The 18,609-nt window shown below is 43.1% G+C and carries 19 protein-coding genes; 16 read left to right on the top strand and 3 right to left on the bottom strand.

All coding sequences use genetic code 11. The features are described 5' to 3' along the window. Positions 1 to 18: 18 nt before the first annotated feature. The 10 genes from wsfD to L1028_RS02780 all read left to right on the top strand — a co-directional run bounded on the left by wsfD (position 19) and on the right by L1028_RS02780 (position 10,244). Positions 19 to 1,566, top strand: a complete 1,548-nt coding sequence (wsfD, locus tag L1028_RS02825; RefSeq protein ID WP_234531142.1) for a glycan biosynthesis hexose transferase WsfD — start codon at positions 19 to 21, stop codon at positions 1,564 to 1,566. Continuing rightward, entirely contained in the window at positions 1,563 to 3,116 is a 1,554-nt protein-coding gene (locus tag L1028_RS02820) for a hypothetical protein (RefSeq protein WP_234531141.1), read from the top strand. Before wsfD ends, L1028_RS02820 begins: the two co-directional genes overlap by 4 nt. Before the next feature lie 28 nt (positions 3,117 to 3,144). Then, the gene (locus L1028_RS02815; RefSeq protein ID WP_234531140.1) at positions 3,145 to 4,395 is read left to right on the top strand and encodes a glycosyltransferase family 2 protein; all 1,251 of its coding nucleotides are present in this window, start codon (positions 3,145 to 3,147) and stop codon (positions 4,393 to 4,395) included. Between the two features lie 52 nt (positions 4,396 to 4,447). Beyond that, complete coding sequence (locus L1028_RS02810; protein WP_234531139.1) at positions 4,448 to 6,544, top strand: cellulose biosynthesis cyclic di-GMP-binding regulatory protein BcsB; 2,097 nt, start codon at positions 4,448 to 4,450, stop codon at positions 6,542 to 6,544. Further along, positions 6,534 to 7,388: a diguanylate cyclase domain-containing protein gene (locus L1028_RS02805; RefSeq protein WP_234531138.1), complete on the top strand. Its 855-nt coding sequence runs from the start codon at positions 6,534 to 6,536 to the stop codon at positions 7,386 to 7,388. The genes L1028_RS02810 and L1028_RS02805 overlap by 11 nt, the downstream gene beginning before the upstream one ends. Positions 7,389 to 7,595: 207 nt before the next feature. Further along, positions 7,596 to 7,844 (top strand): type B 50S ribosomal protein L31, encoded by a 249-nt coding sequence (locus L1028_RS02800; RefSeq protein WP_042131530.1) that lies wholly within the window; start codon positions 7,596 to 7,598, stop codon positions 7,842 to 7,844. 229 nt (positions 7,845 to 8,073) lie between these two features. Beyond that, positions 8,074 to 8,595 (top strand): YcxB family protein, encoded by a 522-nt coding sequence (locus L1028_RS02795; protein ID WP_234531137.1) that lies wholly within the window; start codon positions 8,074 to 8,076, stop codon positions 8,593 to 8,595. A gap of 92 nt (positions 8,596 to 8,687) precedes the next feature. Further along, the gene (locus L1028_RS02790; RefSeq protein ID WP_234531136.1) at positions 8,688 to 8,876 is read left to right on the top strand and encodes a hypothetical protein; all 189 of its coding nucleotides are present in this window, start codon (positions 8,688 to 8,690) and stop codon (positions 8,874 to 8,876) included. Positions 8,877 to 8,902: 26 nt separating this feature from the next. Further along, on the top strand, positions 8,903 to 9,520 hold the full coding sequence (locus tag L1028_RS02785; protein WP_234531135.1) for a GGDEF domain-containing protein: 618 nt from the start codon (positions 8,903 to 8,905) through the stop codon (positions 9,518 to 9,520). A 16-nt stretch (positions 9,521 to 9,536) separates the two neighbouring features. Further along, positions 9,537 to 10,244 carry a DNA alkylation repair protein gene (locus L1028_RS02780; RefSeq protein ID WP_234531159.1) on the top strand — a complete coding sequence of 236 codons (708 nt, stop codon included), beginning with the start codon at positions 9,537 to 9,539 and terminating at the stop codon, positions 10,242 to 10,244. Positions 10,245 to 10,320: 76 nt separating this feature from the next. Here the strand turns inward: L1028_RS02780 and L1028_RS02775 are convergent, their stop codons facing one another. Further along, positions 10,321 to 11,361: a copper amine oxidase N-terminal domain-containing protein gene (locus L1028_RS02775; protein WP_234531134.1), complete on the bottom strand. Its 1,041-nt coding sequence runs from the start codon at positions 11,359 to 11,361 to the stop codon at positions 10,321 to 10,323. 158 nt (positions 11,362 to 11,519) lie between these two features. Between L1028_RS02775 and L1028_RS02770 the strand changes: the two genes are divergently transcribed. Both L1028_RS02770 and L1028_RS02765 read left to right on the top strand, forming a co-directional pair. Further along, entirely contained in the window at positions 11,520 to 14,087 is a 2,568-nt protein-coding gene (locus L1028_RS02770; RefSeq protein ID WP_234531133.1) for a DUF2339 domain-containing protein, read from the top strand. 15 nt (positions 14,088 to 14,102) lie between these two features. Then, a complete protein-coding gene (locus tag L1028_RS02765; protein WP_234531132.1) occupies positions 14,103 to 14,834 on the top strand; it encodes an HAD family hydrolase in 732 nt (243 codons plus the stop codon). 86 nt (positions 14,835 to 14,920) lie between these two features. On the opposite strand, the gene gdhA is transcribed toward L1028_RS02765, so the two are convergent. Beyond that, entirely contained in the window at positions 14,921 to 16,306 is a 1,386-nt protein-coding gene (gene gdhA, locus L1028_RS02760; protein ID WP_042192743.1) for an NADP-specific glutamate dehydrogenase, read from the bottom strand. Between the two features lie 239 nt (positions 16,307 to 16,545). On the opposite strand from gdhA, the gene L1028_RS02755 reads away from it, so the two are divergent. The 3 genes from L1028_RS02755 (at position 16,546) to L1028_RS02745 (ending at position 17,632) form a co-directional block, all read left to right on the top strand. Beyond that, complete coding sequence (locus L1028_RS02755; RefSeq protein WP_060626091.1) at positions 16,546 to 16,824, top strand: hypothetical protein; 279 nt, start codon at positions 16,546 to 16,548, stop codon at positions 16,822 to 16,824. A 258-nt stretch (positions 16,825 to 17,082) separates the two neighbouring features. Further along, positions 17,083 to 17,283, top strand: coding sequence for a cold-shock protein (locus L1028_RS02750; RefSeq protein ID WP_019914790.1), 201 nt, complete (start codon positions 17,083 to 17,085; stop codon positions 17,281 to 17,283). 118 nt (positions 17,284 to 17,401) lie between these two features. Next, the gene (locus tag L1028_RS02745; protein ID WP_042131520.1) at positions 17,402 to 17,632 is read left to right on the top strand and encodes a cold-shock protein; all 231 of its coding nucleotides are present in this window, start codon (positions 17,402 to 17,404) and stop codon (positions 17,630 to 17,632) included. A gap of 106 nt (positions 17,633 to 17,738) precedes the next feature. Here L1028_RS02745 and L1028_RS02740 read toward each other — a convergent pair whose 3' ends face one another. Further along, positions 17,739 to 18,200, bottom strand: coding sequence for a VOC family protein (locus L1028_RS02740; protein WP_234531129.1), 462 nt, complete (start codon positions 18,198 to 18,200; stop codon positions 17,739 to 17,741). A 144-nt stretch (positions 18,201 to 18,344) separates the two neighbouring features. On the opposite strand from L1028_RS02740, the gene L1028_RS02735 reads away from it, so the two are divergent. Then, the gene (locus L1028_RS02735; RefSeq protein WP_234531118.1) at positions 18,345 to 18,527 is read left to right on the top strand and encodes a hypothetical protein; all 183 of its coding nucleotides are present in this window, start codon (positions 18,345 to 18,347) and stop codon (positions 18,525 to 18,527) included. The last annotated feature ends 82 nt before the right edge of the window (positions 18,528 to 18,609 follow it).

The raw sequence follows: 18,609 nt of genomic DNA, 5'->3' as shown, positions 1-18,609 counted from the left end.
TATTGAAGGTGAACCTGCATGATGGATAACACGGTGAAAACACCTCTAAGGCAGGGGATAGCACTTGCTAATTTATCGGTTTCTCCTGCATTTCTTGCTGCATTTGGAGTGCTGCTTATTACCATCATCGCTTTGTTCACAGCTCCGTATGTCGGAATGGCGGATAATGGTGACTTTTTTCGTAGCATTTATAGTAATGGACTCTATTTCAATCTGCCGGATTATGATAGTCAGTACTTTGGTTATTTTGTGAAGCAATATGGGATCTTTCAATATTTTAATGAGAATGGTGCAATGTTATTTTCCTCTCAGTCCTTATTTATCAAGCTGGCTATAGGACTTAACAAGTTGTTCTTCAGTAGTGAGGTATTCGACATCCGCTTTCAAGCGGCGATTTATACGACTCTATATGTAATCGCAATTTACTTATTAATAGAGGCTATTACATGGAAGATGTCCCGAAAACAGGGATTCATCATTGCAGGTATTGCTATTTTTATATTCGGGGATACCGGGTATACGGCTTATTTTAACTCCTTTTACGGCGAGAGCGTTGTAATGATCACGATGATCTTCATGTTCGCTTCATGGCTGATGTTATATCGAAAAAGATACAATGACTACGCGATGCTGGCCGTTTTCGTGATTAGCACGCTGATCCTGACTACTTCCAAGCAGCAGAATGCTCCAGTGGGTATGATCATTGCTGTACTGGGATGTTCACTTCTCTGGATTCGCAGAGATAAGATCTTTCGTATCCTGACGATGGCTTCTCTTGCTCTGATGTTGTTCGCAGGTGTATTCACGTATTTGAATATCTCAAATGAGTTCGTAAACATTAACCAGTTCCATGCCATGACCCGAGGGGTGCTGAAGGAATCACCTGATCCAGAGGCTGCTTTAAAAGCGTTAGGGATGGACGAGCAATACGCCATTCTGAAGAACAGCATTCATTATGAGAAGTATGTGACCATAGACGTGAATTCACCACTTCTCGAGGAGAATTTCTACAGTCGTTATGGATTTGTATCCATCCTGAAATATTATTTAACGAACCCAGACCAGCTTAATTCAATTCTTAATGTAGCTGCTCGAAGTGCATTCTCGATTAAGCCGGCCGCTATGGGGAATTTCGAGCATTCCGTTGGTAAGGAGTTTCGAGCACAGAGTCACTTTTTCACCGGATACAGCCAACTGAAACTAACGCTGGCCCCGCGAACATTCGGGTTCATCTTCCTCTGGATGGTGCTTGTCATCGGTCTCTATATGCCATCCTTTGTAAAAGCGATCAAGTCCCGTGATTTAAGAGGTATGCAGCGAATGGTATTGATTGTCGCTTCGATTGGCATTGGGCTTTCAGGTATTTTTGTATCGATTATCGGGGCAGGCGATGCCGATATTTCCAAGCATGAGTTCTTATTTACATTATCCTTCGATTTAGTTACCTTTCTGACCTTATCCAGTGTGATTGGGCGTAGAATTTCTAAAAACAGAAATCAGGTTAAGCAGGTTAGCAAGAGCACTTCTAGCCCGTATACAAGGCCTCAAAAGGATGTGAGTGTATGAGCCTCAGAGGAGTTTTAAACGGTATATTGCTACTGACCTTGACCCTAACAGCCCTTCTGATTCCCGTCACACCTGTCCAATCTTCTGCTTCGCCACAGCAGGTTCTACTACTCTACGACAGTCTCGCTAAGGGGACAACGAAGGAAGGCAACGTGACTGAACTCCAGCGACTGCTGGCGTCCTATTCCATCAAAGTCACGCTTAGGAGTCTGGATCAATATGAACAAGGGATGCTGAATAATTACTCTAAAGTGATTATGATCCGTAACGCAGCGGATATTTTGATTACTAATAAATTCTATGTAGAGGATTGGGAGCATTATCAGGGACAGTATTTACACATCGGGTACAGCCCTCCAGCCTCGCTGAAAAAGATACTACAGTTAACCACAGATGTCATGTATGACGCGAATCCAGATCTCCAGATCGGGCAGTTCTCGGGAATTTCACTTCAGGTACAGGATATGCTCTATATAGCCGGAAGTCAGGGAACCCAGTCCCTTGGAAAGCTGATCTTCCAGGATGGCCTGCAAGCACCTTATGCTGTAAGTAAAGAGGATGCTGCATATGTTCCGTATTTTGAACAAGGGAATGTCAGTGCACTGGCGATGGGGTATGTTCTGAAGGATTGGATCCATATCAAGGCAACGCCTAAAGTGTATCTTGCGATCAAAGAGATCTATCCCTTCTCTGATCTGGGACTGCTGACAGAGACGGCAGAGCGGCTGTATCAAGTGGGGATTCCTTTTCTCGCAAGTGTACGGCCAGTGTTCAGCAATACCGATTATCCGGCAATGCAGCGTTATTTGGTAGCCATCAAAAGAGTGCAATCGAATAATGGCAGCATTCTGGTCAATGCCCCTATTGCGATGCATTCAACGAGTACTAGTAATATGGATCATTCACTTCAGGCGAAGATGAACGCGTTCATTAATCTGCTGGTGCATAACAAGATTGGGCCGCTTGGAATGGGTGCACAAATGCACTGGGCGTATGACAAGGAATACTCGGAGGCGGGGATGGGTTTTTTTGATTCTGTGATACTGTATCCGGATGAAAATGTTGATTATATGGAGCAGAGCGACACCTCTAAGTCCTTTCCATGCTCTTTATATAGTGTGCCGATTGATTTTTTGCAAGATCTGCAAACATCCAATAATGTGATGCCAGAACTGCCGATGGACACGGTAATCACTGTGGATATGCCTAAAGATAAGGAAGAACTTGAGGAAATGCTGAAGACGCTGGAACAATACTGGGTTTCTTTTGCGGATTATAAACAAGAAAGGCATGAGGTTGTAACAGACGTCAATACGATCACTTCATCAGAAGGAGTGATTTCTATCAATGGACAACCCCTGAGTCTGAATTATACGCCAGAAACAGTGAATAGCGATTACCGGTATACAGAAGAGCAGAAGAAGAGCTTTACGACGCTTTTTAATATACAGAATCAGTTCTTTATAGTTGCGATAATGATTTCGCTGCTGCTATTTGGCGGATTAATGCTCATCGGATACCGATTGTATAGGAAAAAGTATTTGAAATGAGACAACTAATCGTGATTTGGAGGATCCTATGACGATTTCAGACATACTGATGGTAATTGCAGTGATCTGTATCTGGTCTCTATTGCTGGTGAATGTGACCCTTATTATCGCAGGCTATTTATATTACATTAAATCAGAAAATGAGGACATGCCAGAGATAGAGGGCGAATATCCTTTGGTTTCAATTATGGTTCCTGCTCACAATGAGGGGGTAGTAATCTGTAAGACGGTGGAATCTCTGCTAGCGCTTGATTATCCGGAAGATCGATATGAGATTATTGTGATTAATGATAATTCCTCTGATAACAGTGCTGAACTGCTGGCCGGTATCCAAAAAAGAAATCCAGGGCGTCAGCTGATCGTTATTAATACGGATGCGATTACGGGTGGCAAAGGGAAATCGAATGCGCTGAATATAGGCTTCACCCATTGCAAAGGGCAGTTAATTGCGATTTATGATGCAGACAACACTCCTGAAAAAACGGCTTTACGTTATCTGGTCGCTGAGATCATGAATGACTCTAGCCTAGGCGCAGTAATCGGTAAGTTTAGAACCCGTAACCGTAACGCAAGCCTACTTACCCGGTTTATTAATATTGAGACGTTGTCCTTTCAATGGATGGCGCAAGCGGGACGCTGGAAGTTGTTCAAGTTATGCACCATTCCCGGCACTAATTTTATTATGCGCAGGTCTATCGTAGAAAGTATCGGCGGCTGGGATGTCAAAGCGATAGCTGAAGATACAGAAATCAGCTTCAGAATATATATGATGGGTTATCAGATCAAGTTCCAGCCGAAATCGGTCACATGGGAGCAGGAGCCGCAGACCTTAAAAGTCTGGTTCAAGCAGCGAACGCGCTGGGCTAAAGGCAACATTTATGTCATTGTCAAAAATATCCCACTGCTTTTCGATAAATCCGCCGCAAAAGTCCGATTCGATATTCTTTATTTTCTAGCTATTTACTTCTTATTGCTGATGTCGTTAATCACCTCAGATGTGCTACTCATCCTGCATGCTTTGGGCTATGTACATACTACCATTGCTGGGCTTAGCAATTTTCTCTGGCTGCTCGCTATCATTCTGTTCGTTGTCGGTACTTTCATAACGTTGACGACAGAGAAGGGCGAGATGAGCTTGTCCAATTTATGGATCGTAATGTTGATGTACGTCTCTTATTGTCAGCTGTGGATGGTTGTCGCCGCCTACGGATTATATCTTTATGTCAAAGACCTCATCTTCAAAAGAGAAGCAAAGTGGTATAAGACTGAACGCTATTAATAACGAACAAAGAAGTAATGTGAGAAATATGTGATCACAGGAGAAATAGAACATGATGATGAAAAAACAAATGGTTATACTGTTAACCTGCCTCTCTCTTTTTCTAATTCAATTGAATGTTGCAGCTGCCGAGGCTCCGCCTCAGGATACTAGATTAACCTACACAACCTCTTTCACAGGAGCAGATACTGTGTTAAAAGGTTCAAGTGCCCAGCAGCAATATTTTGAGGTCATGGATTATTGGAATGTGGATGAGATCAGAATTAACCTGCACTTTCAAATTTCGCAAATTACCAAGGAGCAGATTTCTAGCGTTACCTTAACGCTAAATGGCAGCCCATTCTATACGTTTAGGCCCTCTCTAAAAGACAATGGCGAACAACAGCTCGTCCTTCAAGCACCTAAGGGGCTTCTGAAAAAGGGAACCAATACGCTTGGCATTCAGGGTTATTTGCAGTCGAACAATACAGATGATCTTTACTGTGATGTTGATTATGATTATGAGAATTGGCTTCATCTGTTTAATACATCCAGCATTAGCGTGATGTATACGCCGAAGCCTTTGACTGGAGGGATTAGTGACTTTAGCGAGCGCTTCTCTGGCGTGGATACCTTAACGAAGAATCAAAGTGTTCTGACCGTACCTGATAAAAGCACAGGGGCAGAATTGGAGTCGGCTACTTATGCGCTCTCCGGACTTGTGAAGGGGAATACATTGGACAATAGAACGATTCCAATGCTTCCCTACCGGTCAGATGCGTTGAAGAATAAGGCTGCGGTTGTACTGGTAGCTATGTATGACCGAGTACCAAGTGGGCTAAAGGCTCAGCTAAGCACCTCTGAAGATTTAAGTACACATGCACTACTGCAGTTAGTAAATAAGGATACTCAGCCCCTACTTGTCGTAACCTCGAAGGATAAGAACTTACTGATTAAAGCAGGCCGTTTTGTTGCGAATGAAGAGTTATTGGGTCAAATCAACAGTGATATAAAGGTGGTCGATGATGCTACAGAAGTATCTGCACCACCCCTTTCGATTAGCTCCAATATTACGCTCTCAGAAACGGGTGATAAACTCACTGGGGCACGTCATCAGGAGCAGACATACTTTGTTTCACTGCCCTCTAACCGCTCGATTGCAGATTCAGGCAGAATCAGATTGGATTTTCGTTATGCACAGAATTTAGATTTCGACCGTTCATTAGTGACTGTCAGTATCAACAACACACCCATTGGCAGCAAGAAGCTGACCAAAGAGCTGGCGAATGGCGATAAGCTGGATCTTCCAGTTCCTCAAAGCTTGAATATCTCTGGTAATTTCACGGTAAATGTAGCCTTTGATTTGGAGCTGAAGGGAGCCGAATGTACTTTAGATAAGGAACAAATGCCGTGGGCGTATATCAGCAAAGATTCTGTAATGCGTCTTAATACTAAGGATCGTACGGATCTTTTGTTTAATAACTATCCGTATCCGTTCATACGAGACGGGCTTTACAATCAAGTAGCAGTCGTGCTGCCACAAGAAATGGATGATTATTCATATTTGAGTTTAGCTAATGTATTTAATCTACTGGGAAAATACGCTAGCGGAAATATAGGCAACATTCAATTCTACACAGATACCATTAGCGCTGATCATTTGAAGAATAATAATGTTATCGCTATAGGCTCGTATAAGAATAATAAGATCATCCGTGATCATAATGATAAGCTCTATTTTCAATATAACGGGAACGGAACAGCGATTCGTTCCAATGAGAAGATGAGTATTGAAGATCATTACGGAGCTCAAATCGGTACACTGCAGCTGATTGAATCGCCATTTGAGGCGGGACGGGGGTTACTTGCTGTTACGGGAGCCCACTCTGAAGAGTACTATTTAGCGTCGAAGTTAATCGCAACAGAGCGGGACAAATGGAAGGTGTTTGGCGATGGGGTAATCGTTGATAAGGACGGTAATATCAATGCGCACCGTTTCAAGATCATTACTGGAGCAGCAGAGGATTCCGTGGTTAAAAAAATAACGGAACGAACGGACGTGCTGAGCTTCGTTATCGTAATTGTGCTGGTACTGGCACTGGTGATTCTATCGCTGATCCTGCTGCTTCGTAAACATATGAAGAAACGTGGTGATAACCGTGAGACGTAATCGCAGCGGTTTAGTTTCAGATATCGCTCTCTTATCGTTCCTGGTGCTTCTTTATATTTGTATTGTTTTCATATCAGGGACACCCGACGATTATATCCAGAATATTATCATTTTAAATGTGGCTTTTATTCTGGCGGTTGTTACGTATTTTACAACGGTGACTGCAGGGTTGGTCTTGAACCTGGTATTTATATTTGCTTACGGCTTCTACACGATGTATAAGACGATATCTTTGGGAGAAACGATTGGACTGAATACGTACTTCTGGCTAATTATGACCCCATTGTTAACAGTGGTACTGTGGATATTTACATTAAGCAACCGAGAGCTGCAGGCTGAGAATCAGCGTTTGGAGAAAAAGACTGCCAATATGGCGATCGTAGACGAGAACACTGATCTGCGTAACAGTATTTCTTTTCAGAAGGATGCCACCTTATTTACAGGCATTTCGACTCGATATCAGATTCCACTCACACTGCTTGTAGTGAAAGTGAAATACTGGAATGAGATTAGACGTATTATTCCCGAAGATAAGCTGGCTGAGGCCATTCACGACGTGTCTCAGCTTAGTCAGGCCAGTATTCGTACCAATGATGCATTGTATTTACTAGACAAAGATGACGCAACATGGGGCCTGCTGCTGTTCACCGATAGCGATGGAGCAAAAATCGTAATCGAGCGGATTAAGTTGAAGCTTCAAGAGCTTAATGACACTGAATTTGTCAAAAAGTATAAAGTCAGCCTCGGTCTCAAAATTGGTGCGGTACAATATCAATCTGGCACTATTGAGAACCCATTAGATTTTATTGTTCAGGCAAAAAAACAGCTGGAGTATGATGTATAAGCCGGTTGAACGTAAGGGAATATAAGGAATATCGGATAGTAGTTGACTTTACATGTCGATTTCACGTATGATGGAGTGGTGGTCTAAATCGTAAGATTTACGAATTTTCCTACGTTTATTAGGTTATACTTATAGATAAACCTACAGATCATTTGGTTAATTTACCATAAAGGCTCCACTAATTTGTTCAGAAGGAGGACGATCAGAATGAGAGAAGGCATACATCCAAAGTACAACAAGGTTATTTTCATGGATGCAAGCGTAGGCTTCAAATTCTTGAGTGCATCTACAAAATCATCCAATGAAACAATGGAATGGGAAGATGGTAACACTTATCCTGTTATCCGCGTGGACGCAAGTTCCGCATCCCACCCATTTTACACTGGTAAACAAAGAGATACAGAACAAGGCGGCCGTGTTGACAAGTTCAAACAACGTCTTGCACAAAAGAAATAAGCATTCATACGGTCAAGCAAAAACGCCCTTGGCGTCCCTAATGGACGGTAAGCGTTCTGCGAGAAATATAAGGATAATGTATAGCGTGAAACTTGTACTTTCTTATATTTTTAAAAAGGGACAACCCATTTAGAAGCGTTCGCTTCAGGGATGTCCCTTTTTTGTGTTCAGGCATGTTAGAATGAAATGGAATTGACAAATTTCGATAGTGGCAGGGGAGCGATCAGTAGTGGAAAATGAAATAAAAGTAGATACAGTCCTTAAGAGTGAGGACGTTCAGGAGTTTAACCTATGGTTCAGCTTGAATAGCCGAATTATACTTAACTCTTTCAGTGTGGTTGCTTATTTTGTGATTTTGCTGTTAATTACTAAGGATTACAGTACTAAAAATATTTCAATTCTTGCTGTGACTGCTGTGATTCTTGCCGCTGTTTTATGGTATATGACCAAATCAAGTTTGATCAAAAAATCTAAAAAAGCCTTCGCAACAGACAGTTTGTCACAGCAGCCTCAGAGCTATTCCATATCAGATGAGGGCATAAAGTACGTATCTGAGGCAGGTTCCGGGCAAGTGAAATGGGAAGAGATACATAAAATAGGTGAAACGATGAACTTGTTCGTATTTTTTGTGTCCTCTAATAGAGCGCTGATTATCCCTAAACGGTACTTTCAGTCGGTACAAGATAAAGTTGCATTTAAGGACTTGGCCAGAAAGTATATGTTCTCCCATCGAGTAAAGTTCAAATCGTAAGATGGACAGATGTGCTGGTATTTGTTGATTCATTTGTAGGATTGATTAGGATATAATGATAGGAGCGACTTGAAAAATAGGAGAAATATGGCATGCCGTGGATTCAAGGATATCCGTATTACTTATTAAATATACAGCAGGCTCCGCTTTTTTTAACGCTTACAGGCTTTACGGCCTTTACTTATCTCCCCGCAATTATAGCGGCTTATTTGTGTTTATTCATTGACTCCAAATCTACAATCTATCCTTTAACTAAAAACCTGGATGGGGGAGAATATTGATCTTTTTATGAGGTTATGGAGTTTCTTTGATAGCGACGGAACATCAGGCAACAGAGAACAAAGGGATGCTAATCGTTTTTAGTGACCATAGTGAAAAGAAGCGGTATGAACGTGAGTTGGTCTATCAAGCAACGGTAGATGATTTGACGGGACTTTATAATCGCAGGCATTTTATGCAAATGGTGCAAAATCAAACGATTCCGGACGGACTAGGAATGGCACTGTTGTTATTTGATATCGATGATTTTAAGTTAATTAATGATACCTATGGTCATTTAGCAGGAGATCAGGCATTAGTTGATTTCTCGAATAAAATACTTCAGGTGTACCAAAACAAAGGCATTGCCGGGAGAGTCGGGGGCGAGGAGTTTGCTGTATGCTTTTTTGCTGAGGATAAACGTGCAGCCTTGATGGAAGCAGAGGATTCTCGCACTACGATGAGTGATTATAAAATAATTTTGAATGAACACGATAGCATTCAGCTTACCGCTAGCATCGGAATTTCTTTTACAGAGCGCAGAGAGGTGACTTTCGAAGATTTGTATCGGGAAGCGGATGAAGCGTTATATGGTTCCAAGAATTCGGGCAAGAATAGAGTATCGCTAGGTCGTGAACCCATTTTAAGAGAGTCGATGAAGGGATAAGAGATGTCTAATGAACCTGACAATTAATGAAGTGATGAGTAAGCTTGAAGAGATGGGGACAGAGCAAACGAAGCGTACCTTCGTACGACATGGTGCTAAGGAGCCTTTATTCGGAGTAAAGGTAGGCGATTTGAAGAAACTGGTTAAGAATGTGAAAAAGGACCAGAGTCTAGTTCGGGCTTTGTATCAGACGGGTAATTATGATGCGATGTATTTGGCAGGACTCACGGTTGATCCTAAGAGTCTTACAAAAGAAGAGCTTCAGGGCTGGGTGTCAGTGGCTTACTGTTATGCTTTAGCAGAATATACGGTAGCCTCTGTCGCTGCAGAGAGTCCACACGCGTTGGAGCTTGCCAGAGAGTGGATTCGTTCCTCAGATGAAATGGTGGCTACCTGTGGCTGGAGTACTTATGGAAACTACATTTCAGTTACACCGGATGATCTGCTCGACATTACTGAGATTAGAGAGCTACTACAACAAATTCAGACTACCATCCATCAAGAACAGAATCGAGTCCGTTACACGATGAATATGTTTGTGATTATTGCTGGTAGCAGCGTAGCCGAATTGCTTGGTGAGGCAACGGAAATTGCTGCAAGCATCGGAAAGATCCAAGTACATATGGGTCAAACCGCATGTAAAGTACCGCTGGCTGTAGATTATATTGCTAAGGTTGAACAGGCTGGAAAGCTTGGTGTGAAGAAGAAGACTTGTATTTGTTAGCAGATTTCTCAGGATAAAAATAATCAAACCAAAGGCCAGTTCCCGTAATCGGAAAACTGGCCCTTTTTATATGCTCTTATTGTTGAACGGAATCTACTACGACTTTAGCAGCTGTGCCGATTGGTGGCAGGCTCTTAGTCAGCATAGGGCTGTAGAATCCTATAACTTTTGCGCCTTTTACAAGCTCGCTGCTGTTTACAGCTTTGCCATCAGTGTTCATTAGCACAGTCTCTTTATTAATGCGAAGTACTACTTCTTGTTGTGACTGTTCGGTCAGGCCACTGCCTTTAACGGTGATGCTGATGTTTCCTTCATCATCTTTTTGAACTTCTTCAATGGTACCTGCAGTACCCAGAAGATCATTTTGTTTCTGCTCATCTAGAACAGTGATCTTGTAAGTTGGGGTTTGCGGTGGCAGGCTCATGGTCATGATCATGGAATGCTCTGCTTTTACGGTCATACCGATATGGAGATCTTTCAGAGCAAGCTTAGTACCGTCTGCCATTTCGATAGTCGTATCTTCACCTACATTCAGTACGATGCCATCTGTGCCTACACCCTGGATCTGAACGGATTGGTATTTGCCCTCATTATTGACAGCTGTAATCACGCCAGTCTTGGTCATATGCTCTTCCTGATTAGCAGCAGTGATCACGATGGAATCTCCCTTCACTGTCATGTTGTAGTGGATGATTTCACTTACAAAGGAAGCTGGAACATACAAAATGGAGTCAACCAATTGTGGTGCAGTTCCAAGCGTAGTATTCATTTTGTTAATGCTATAGCGATCTTCTCCGGCTTTCACTGTAGTGAACACAGCACCATTGATAAGATCAACGGATTTAGTTTGTCCATTCCAAGTTAATTCAAAGCCAAGTGCTTCAGTAACCGAACGAAGTGGCACCATAGGCTCTTTGCCATTTGTAGTTTGGAAGCCTGTTTCTTTCAGAGCGGAACCGTTGATTTCAATCGCAAATGTTTTTTGGTTAGCGCTAACGATGGTTTGAGCAGCATCATTTTTGGCAGAAGTTGTTGTTGGTGCGGCATAGGCTGCTCCTGTTGAAAGTGCTAGGGACAAAGTTAAAAGAACTGTACTTGTTTTTAAAATGTTGTTCATAGTTGTGAGCTCCTTTTTAAGTTCATTTGTTAGTGTTGTTATTATCTAGACGGGGCATCCCTCAAATATGTTGCAGTTTTTTGCATAAAAAAGAGTAAGTGACCCTGCCGTTTGTAGTAAAATGGAAATATTAACAATCGTTCACATTAGGAGGCGCTATGGAGTCATTCAAAGATCGACTTAGATTCATGAAGGTCCAGCAGGACGGGCTTATTAAGGAATATGAAGCTCTGATTGCGGAATATGAAAGTCACGATCTGGTCAACGAGAATGAACACTTGAAGAAGCAATATGAGAAACATAAGCTTGCTTTAGTGGAGTTAAAGACTCAGGTAGGGAAGCTCCAAGAAGAGAATACGGAGCTAAAAGTTACGCTAACGGAACAAATTTTAGATGAGAAACTTGGCATTCTTAGCCAGTCGAGACAGAAGCTGCAGACTTATTTTGCCTCTAAAAGCCTTGCCCATACGGACCGGCTGACGGCTTTTGAGATGGACACAAAGCGTCATATTCAGCAGCTGTACCAAACAGCTGCGAGGCAGCTTGGTGAGGATAAAGTGGAGTTGTCCAGTCGACTTGGAGCGTTGTCGGCGGAGTTAAATGAGCGTGTACTGGCGCAGCGACAAAGACTGAGGGAATCCGAAATTGTCCTGAACTCCAGAATGGATAACGGATTACATGATTTTGCCTCAGAAGAGATCAGTGAAGAAGTATTGGAGCGTCGAAGAAAACAAAATCAGATCGAAATGAAAATTGGACTAGGCTGGATTAACAAGCTTGGGATCTTGTTGCTGATCTTGGCCGTGGGAGCAGCATTCAGATACTCCTATTCCAATTGGTTCACCGGTTATATGAAGGGAGGCGCCTTTTTCCTACTGGGTTTACTGATGTTAGGGGGCGGGGAGTGGCTATACCGCAAAGGAAAAGGGACGTTCGCTTTAGGGCTACTTGGCGGCGGGATTTCAGTGCTGTACGGCTCTATTTTCTATAGCTATTTTTTACTGGATATTATCAGTATTTATGTAGGGCTGTCCTTATCTGTGCTCGTCACTTTGACTGCGGTGCTCCTGTCTTTAAGGTATGAATCACGAAGTATTTGTGCATTGGGCTTAATCGGAGGGTACCTGCCGCTATATTCTTATCTTGGGGCCTTCGGGCTTTCAGGCAACGCAGTTTATGTGGCAATGGGCTACTTATTTCTTCTGAATTTATTCATTCTGCTAATCTCCTTCCGCAAACGCTGGAACGTGGTCAATTACATCAGCTACTTATTTAATACACCCTCCATGCTGATATTAATAGCGTTATCGGATAGCAACGGAATGAATATGATTTATGCGGTGCTGACTTTTGCGATGTATTTGGGCATTACGTTATGGTACCCGTTTAAGTATCGCTCCAAGTTGTCTTGGTGGGATTTCTCTCTACTGGGATGCAACACGTTTATTAGCTGTCTTACCTTGTATCTTCTATTTCTGGATGCAGGGCTCAAGGATTACAATGGTGCGCTGGCGCTGCTCTTCTGTCTGCTGTATCTAGGGCTTGGACGAGGGCTTGAAAAACTGATGCCACAAGAAAAAGAAAGCATGCTGCTGTTCTACGCTACTTCGCTGACCTTTGGTATTCTGATGATTCCGTTCCAATTCGGAGCGGCTTGGTGGTCCATTGGCTGGTTGGTTGAAGGCGTTGTGCTTACCTTGTTTGGTAATCTGAATCGGTTTAAAGGGATGGAAAGGGCAGGCTGGGGTATTTTAACGCTTTGCCTTGCGGTGTTCTTCGGATTAAATGTACCAATGCAGCTCAGTATAGCCAATGAATGGTTGAATTCCGCAGACGTCTATTTTCCGCTAAAATATGTCTTCATTACTGCAGGCATGCTGATTATCGCCGTATGGTATGCCGTTCAGCATAATCGAAAGGATGTCCTACAGCGCAGTGAGCCTTACGAAATCACCTTAGCCCTGTGGTTTAAATACGCGGCATTATTGAATTTCTGGATCTATGGTTTGTATGAATCGAGAAGACTGTATCGTCTGGCTGTACCGGAGGATTTCTCGCATAGAACCTTCTATAATTTGCTGTTGTCTGCTCTGTTAACTATTGTTCTGGCTTATGTTTTGCCAAAGGTGAAGGTGCTGTATGACACGATTGTTAAGTATTTTGTGAGACTTCTCTTTGGGATCGGCTACGCTATTTGTTTGGTGATTACAGTAGGCTTGCCAAGCCTGCAGAATGAGCTTGCACGTAATACCGGGGCTGATTATATCGCACTGGGTATACTCATTATCTTCAATATTTTCGTGTGGTTTAGTGGACGTGATCTGCTGATCACCTTGCTTAAACGTGAGTATAAAAGTATGGAGATCTATCCTGTTTTCATGGGAGTGTATCTACTCGGAATCATCACCGCTTTTCTAGGGGTACAGCTGCAATTAAGCGATGCAGGATTAATATTTAGTCTTGTGTATCTGTTGATAGCAGTTCTGTTCATCATGTACGGCTTCCGCAAAAGATATGTGTACATCCGGCGCTTCGGCCTTGGATTAACGCTTCTGGCGACAGGTAAGCTGCTGCTATACGATCTGGGACTACTGAATACCGGAAGTAAAATTATCGCTTATGCCAGCTTTGGGATTTGCCTGCTCGGGATCTCCTATCTCTATCAAAAGGTGTCAAACAAAATGGAGGAGGGGCAGGCAACGACGGAGAATGTGACTAAGGGGTAACTTACAATGTGAATCATGGGAAGGAAGACGGGGATGTATCAGACTTATATTTTCGATCTATACGGTACACTGATTGATATTGAGACAGATGAGGAGCAATCTGAGGTATGGGAAAGGTTAGCTCTCCATTTCGGATATCAGGGACTCTCTATATCAGGTGGTGAACTGCAAGAACGGTTTTTGCGGGAGAGGGATCTTCAACTTGATGAAGCTGCACGGAGCTGCGAGTATCCGGATTTCGTAATGGAGGAAGTGTTTCGGTCTGTGGCCCGTCAATTAGGTGGAGAACCGGATCAAGCGTGGTTATATGAAACCGTGAGGTGGCTACGGACGTTATCGATGGCCCATATCTCTCTATATGAGGGTGTGACTGAAATTCTACAAACGTTAAGAGAACGAGGCAAAAAGGTATTCTTGCTCTCCAACGGGCAGAAGACATTTATTGAGGCAGAGTTAACTATGCTCGGAATCATACATCTATTTGATGGCATTGCGATCTCTTCGGAAGCAGGGGTGAGCAAGCCTGATCCGCTATTTTATCGCTATTTAGTCGAAAGGTATGGAGCGGATTTGAGCTCAGCCATTATGATTGGAAATGATCCTCGTACGGATATTGAGGGTGCTCTGAAGGCAGGGATCGATTCCTGCTACATTCACACGGCTTCTTCACCGTCCAATATGGTTGTGAAGAGTACGTATTCTATATGGGATGGTGGTTTGCGGCAAATCCCAGGTTGGAGCTCATAGTTGAACTACAAAGTCCCCGTCCCCGGCTTCTTACTCACCGGTTACGGGGACTTTGTATGATCACAATGCCGTTTGTTTATGCTTGATTAGATTACGCCTTCAGCCAACATAGCATCGGCTACTTTCTTGAATCCAGCGATGTTCGCTCCTGCAACGAGGTTACCGGACTGTCCATACTGCTCGGATGCATCTACAGACTGTTGATAGATGGAAACCATGATCTCATGCAGCTTCGTATCAACTTCTTCAAAGCTCCAGGACATACGCATGCTGTTTTGGGCCATTTCAAGCGCAGATACAGCTACGCCGCCAGCATTAGCAGCTTTGGCAGGCGCGAATAGCACGCCAGCTTGTTGGAACTGGTGAATAGCTTCAAGGGTGGATGGCATGTTGGCGCCTTCGCCTACTGCTTTTACACCATTCTCAATCAGTTTCAAAGCCATAGCTTCATCAATCTCATTCTGAGTAGCACTCGGAAGGGCGATATCACAAGGAATAGTCCAAATTTGAGTGGAATCTTCGGTATACACTGCGTTAGGGTGTTCATTCACATATTCACTAATCCGTTTTCTTTCGACTTCTTTCAGGCGGCGGACAGTTTCGAGGTTGATGCCGTTTTCGTCATAGATATATCCAGCGGAGTCACTACAAGCTACGACTGTTGCACCTAGCTGTACAGCTTTTTCAATCGCATAGATCGCTACGTTACCAGAACCGGAAACAACAACGCGACTTCCTTCAAAGGAAAGGCCTTTTGCTTTCAGCATCTCGTTTACGAAATAAACTGTACCGTAACCAGTAGCCTCTGTCCGAGCCTGACTTCCGCCGTAACCAATACCTTTACCAGTCAATACGCCAGCCGGATATCCTCCGCGGATCCGCTTGTATTGTCCGTACATGTAGCCAATCTCACGACCACCTACACCGATATCTCCTGCAGGAACGTCTTGGTCAGGGCCGATGTAATTTTGCAATTCAGTCATGAAGCTTTGTGCAAAACGCATGATTTCGCCTTCGGATTTTCCTTTAGGATCAAAGTCGGACCCGCCTTTACCTCCGCCGATGTGTTGGCCGGTAAGAGCGTTTTTGAAGATTTGCTCGAAGCCGAGGAATTTGATAATACTAGCATTAACGGATGGGTGAAAGCGAAGTCCACCTTTGTAAGGTCCAATGGCACTGCTGAACTGTACACGATATCCACGGTTAACTCTGACCTTGCCTTGATCATCTGTCCATGGAACACGGAACATAATCAAACGTTCTGGCTCAACCAATCTTTCCAGAATGGCATTCTCCTGATACTTAGGTTCAGCAGCCAGGATTGGAAGCAAAGATTCAAGGATTTCCTTTACAGCCTGATGGAATTCGGGCTCGAAAGGATTACGCGCAACAACCTGTGCGTATACGTCTTCGATGTAACGATGTGCCTTGTTGCTGTTTGTGTCTAATTGCTGGGAAGATACAGAGCTCATGAATTCAACCGCCTTTTCTAGTATTCAATTTGGTCCAACACTTTTTTTATATTTTGGCACAAGTCAATGTTCCTCACAACTGTTTTTATTAAATAACTTACCTGAAGTGGAATGTTGTAGAGCCTGTGATAGCAAGAAAAGTGTGAACAAACCGCGGTATACTTCGCGTAATGACGCGTTAAAGCGTGAAATATGCTACAATGGATGTGTAATAATTGTAGGGAGATGAAATTTGAAAAATGAGTGACAAATTAAACGAGCAGGAATTAGTAACTGTATTATCTGCCAAAACCAAAGTAGATCCTAAATTAATTCGTTTAGTATTGAAGCATGAACAGACCTTTATCAATAACGCCAAGGCCAATGCCAAAGGCGAGGTAGACATCGACAATGATGATCTGGTGGACTATGTTGTTGCCCAGCGTGATGTGAAGCTGGATGAAATCACAGTGGAGACAATTCTTGATGCGGAGATGGACTACTTAATGGATAAAGGGCTGGCAGGATACATCGATTAATCCTTGCATATTTCCGGCTCTAAACCCTTTTGTATAAGAGGAGATAGAGCCGGAATGAAAAAAGTAGGCTTTTACATTGCATTTAATGATTTAGTGTGGTACAATGAAATTAATCATAAATTTAACCCTTAATTCACATATTGTAAAAGGTTATCATTTGTGCGTATGAGTCCTTTTCCAATGTGTGAATTTTTATTTGTTCGTACACTACGTAGGAATAAAAGGACATGTGTTAAATAAAATATTGGAGGTAATATTATGCAAACAGGTACAGTGAAATGGTTTAACGCAGACAAAGGATTTGGTTTTATCGAGGTTGAAGGTGGAAGCGACGTATTCGTACACTTCTCCGCAATCACAGGCGACGGATTTAAATCTTTGGACGAAGGCCAACGCGTTGAGTTCAACGTAACTCAAGGCGCTCGTGGACCACAAGCCGAAAACGTTGTAAAACTGTAATTCGAAAATTAGGCTGCCCTTAACACAAGTTGAGGGCAGCTTTTTTATTTTTCATCTTATGAATCTGCCCCTAATAGGGTGGCGAAATTGTCTCGATTCGATCCAAGGAGGGGTACTTATGTATTTTCGTAAAAAAGCACTGGAGGATCTTCCGCAGGAAGACACAGCCATTTGGTCTTGTACCAAGGAAGGTTGCACCGGTTGGATGCGCGATAACTTTGCATTTCAGTACGTACCTACCTGCTGGCAATGTAACTCTCCCATGACGAGAAGTATGAAGATACTGCCAATGCTTGTGAATACGAATTCAGATATGAAGGCTATGAAGAAAGGCATCACGATTAAGTAACAGCCTTTACTAAAACCATGCCCTAGAGATGGCTAAATAGAAGCAGCTAACATACTCAAACAGCTGGACCCTTGATGGTGGGCAGCTGTTTTTTTGTTGGAGTATTTTATTTCTGTTCGAGCAATTTCTCCCACTCGGTTAAGATGATGTTCTCTGAGAGATGTTTCATATGTTCTGGAACCTCTACATGGCACATCAATTCCAGGCTGTTGCCGTCCGGGTCGTTGAAGTACACAGAAGCATTCCCTTGATAAGCTCGGATAAAAGGCTCAACGGAAGTTCGATTACGAAACGGAACAGCGTCTACCCCAATGGATTCCAGCCATTGCAGCGATTGCTTCAGATCCTCATAAGTTACGCGGAAGGCAATATGCCGTAAAGATGGGTGGTATGGCGTTTCTACTTCCTTACCTTCCCAAATACCGATCCAACTCCGACCTTCCTCCATCCAGAAGAATGCAGTTTCCTCATCCCTCCAGGCCATTCTTAATCCCAATTTCTCATAAAATTCGATAGATGCCTCAAGATTACTTACTGGTAAATGTGCTTCGTATAGTCCTTTTATCATATTCTCGTCTCCTCGTGCAGGCTTAGCCTGAATTTTATCAAATAACTACCAGGTTCTTCCGTGTATCAGTTCCCATTCTTTCCAGGGTACCATTCCTAGCTCAGGTCTGGGCGGATCAGGCAGTACAGCTAGGAACTCTAAGGAATGGCCATCTGGATCACTGAAATACACGGATACGGCTGGCATCCAGCCAAATACATACAATTGCCCCTTATCATCATCGAGGAAGTTGGAGGCTTCAATCCCCTTGGCCTTCAGTATTCTCCGAATGGGCTAAGGGTAGCCCCAGAACATGTTCATAGAAATGAGCAGATTGTTCAAGGTTAGTTACGATGGGTTTTAAACAGTCCTTTGATCATAGGGCGGCACCTGCCGGGCTATTGATTTTGCGAGCTGAATTTAGGAATGA

Source organism: Paenibacillus pseudetheri (assembly GCF_924513355.1).
In the GTDB taxonomy this organism is placed as follows: Bacteria; Bacillota; Bacilli; order Paenibacillales; family Paenibacillaceae; genus Paenibacillus_AQ; species Paenibacillus_AQ pseudetheri.
This window is presented reverse-complemented; position numbering and strand designations above follow the sequence as displayed.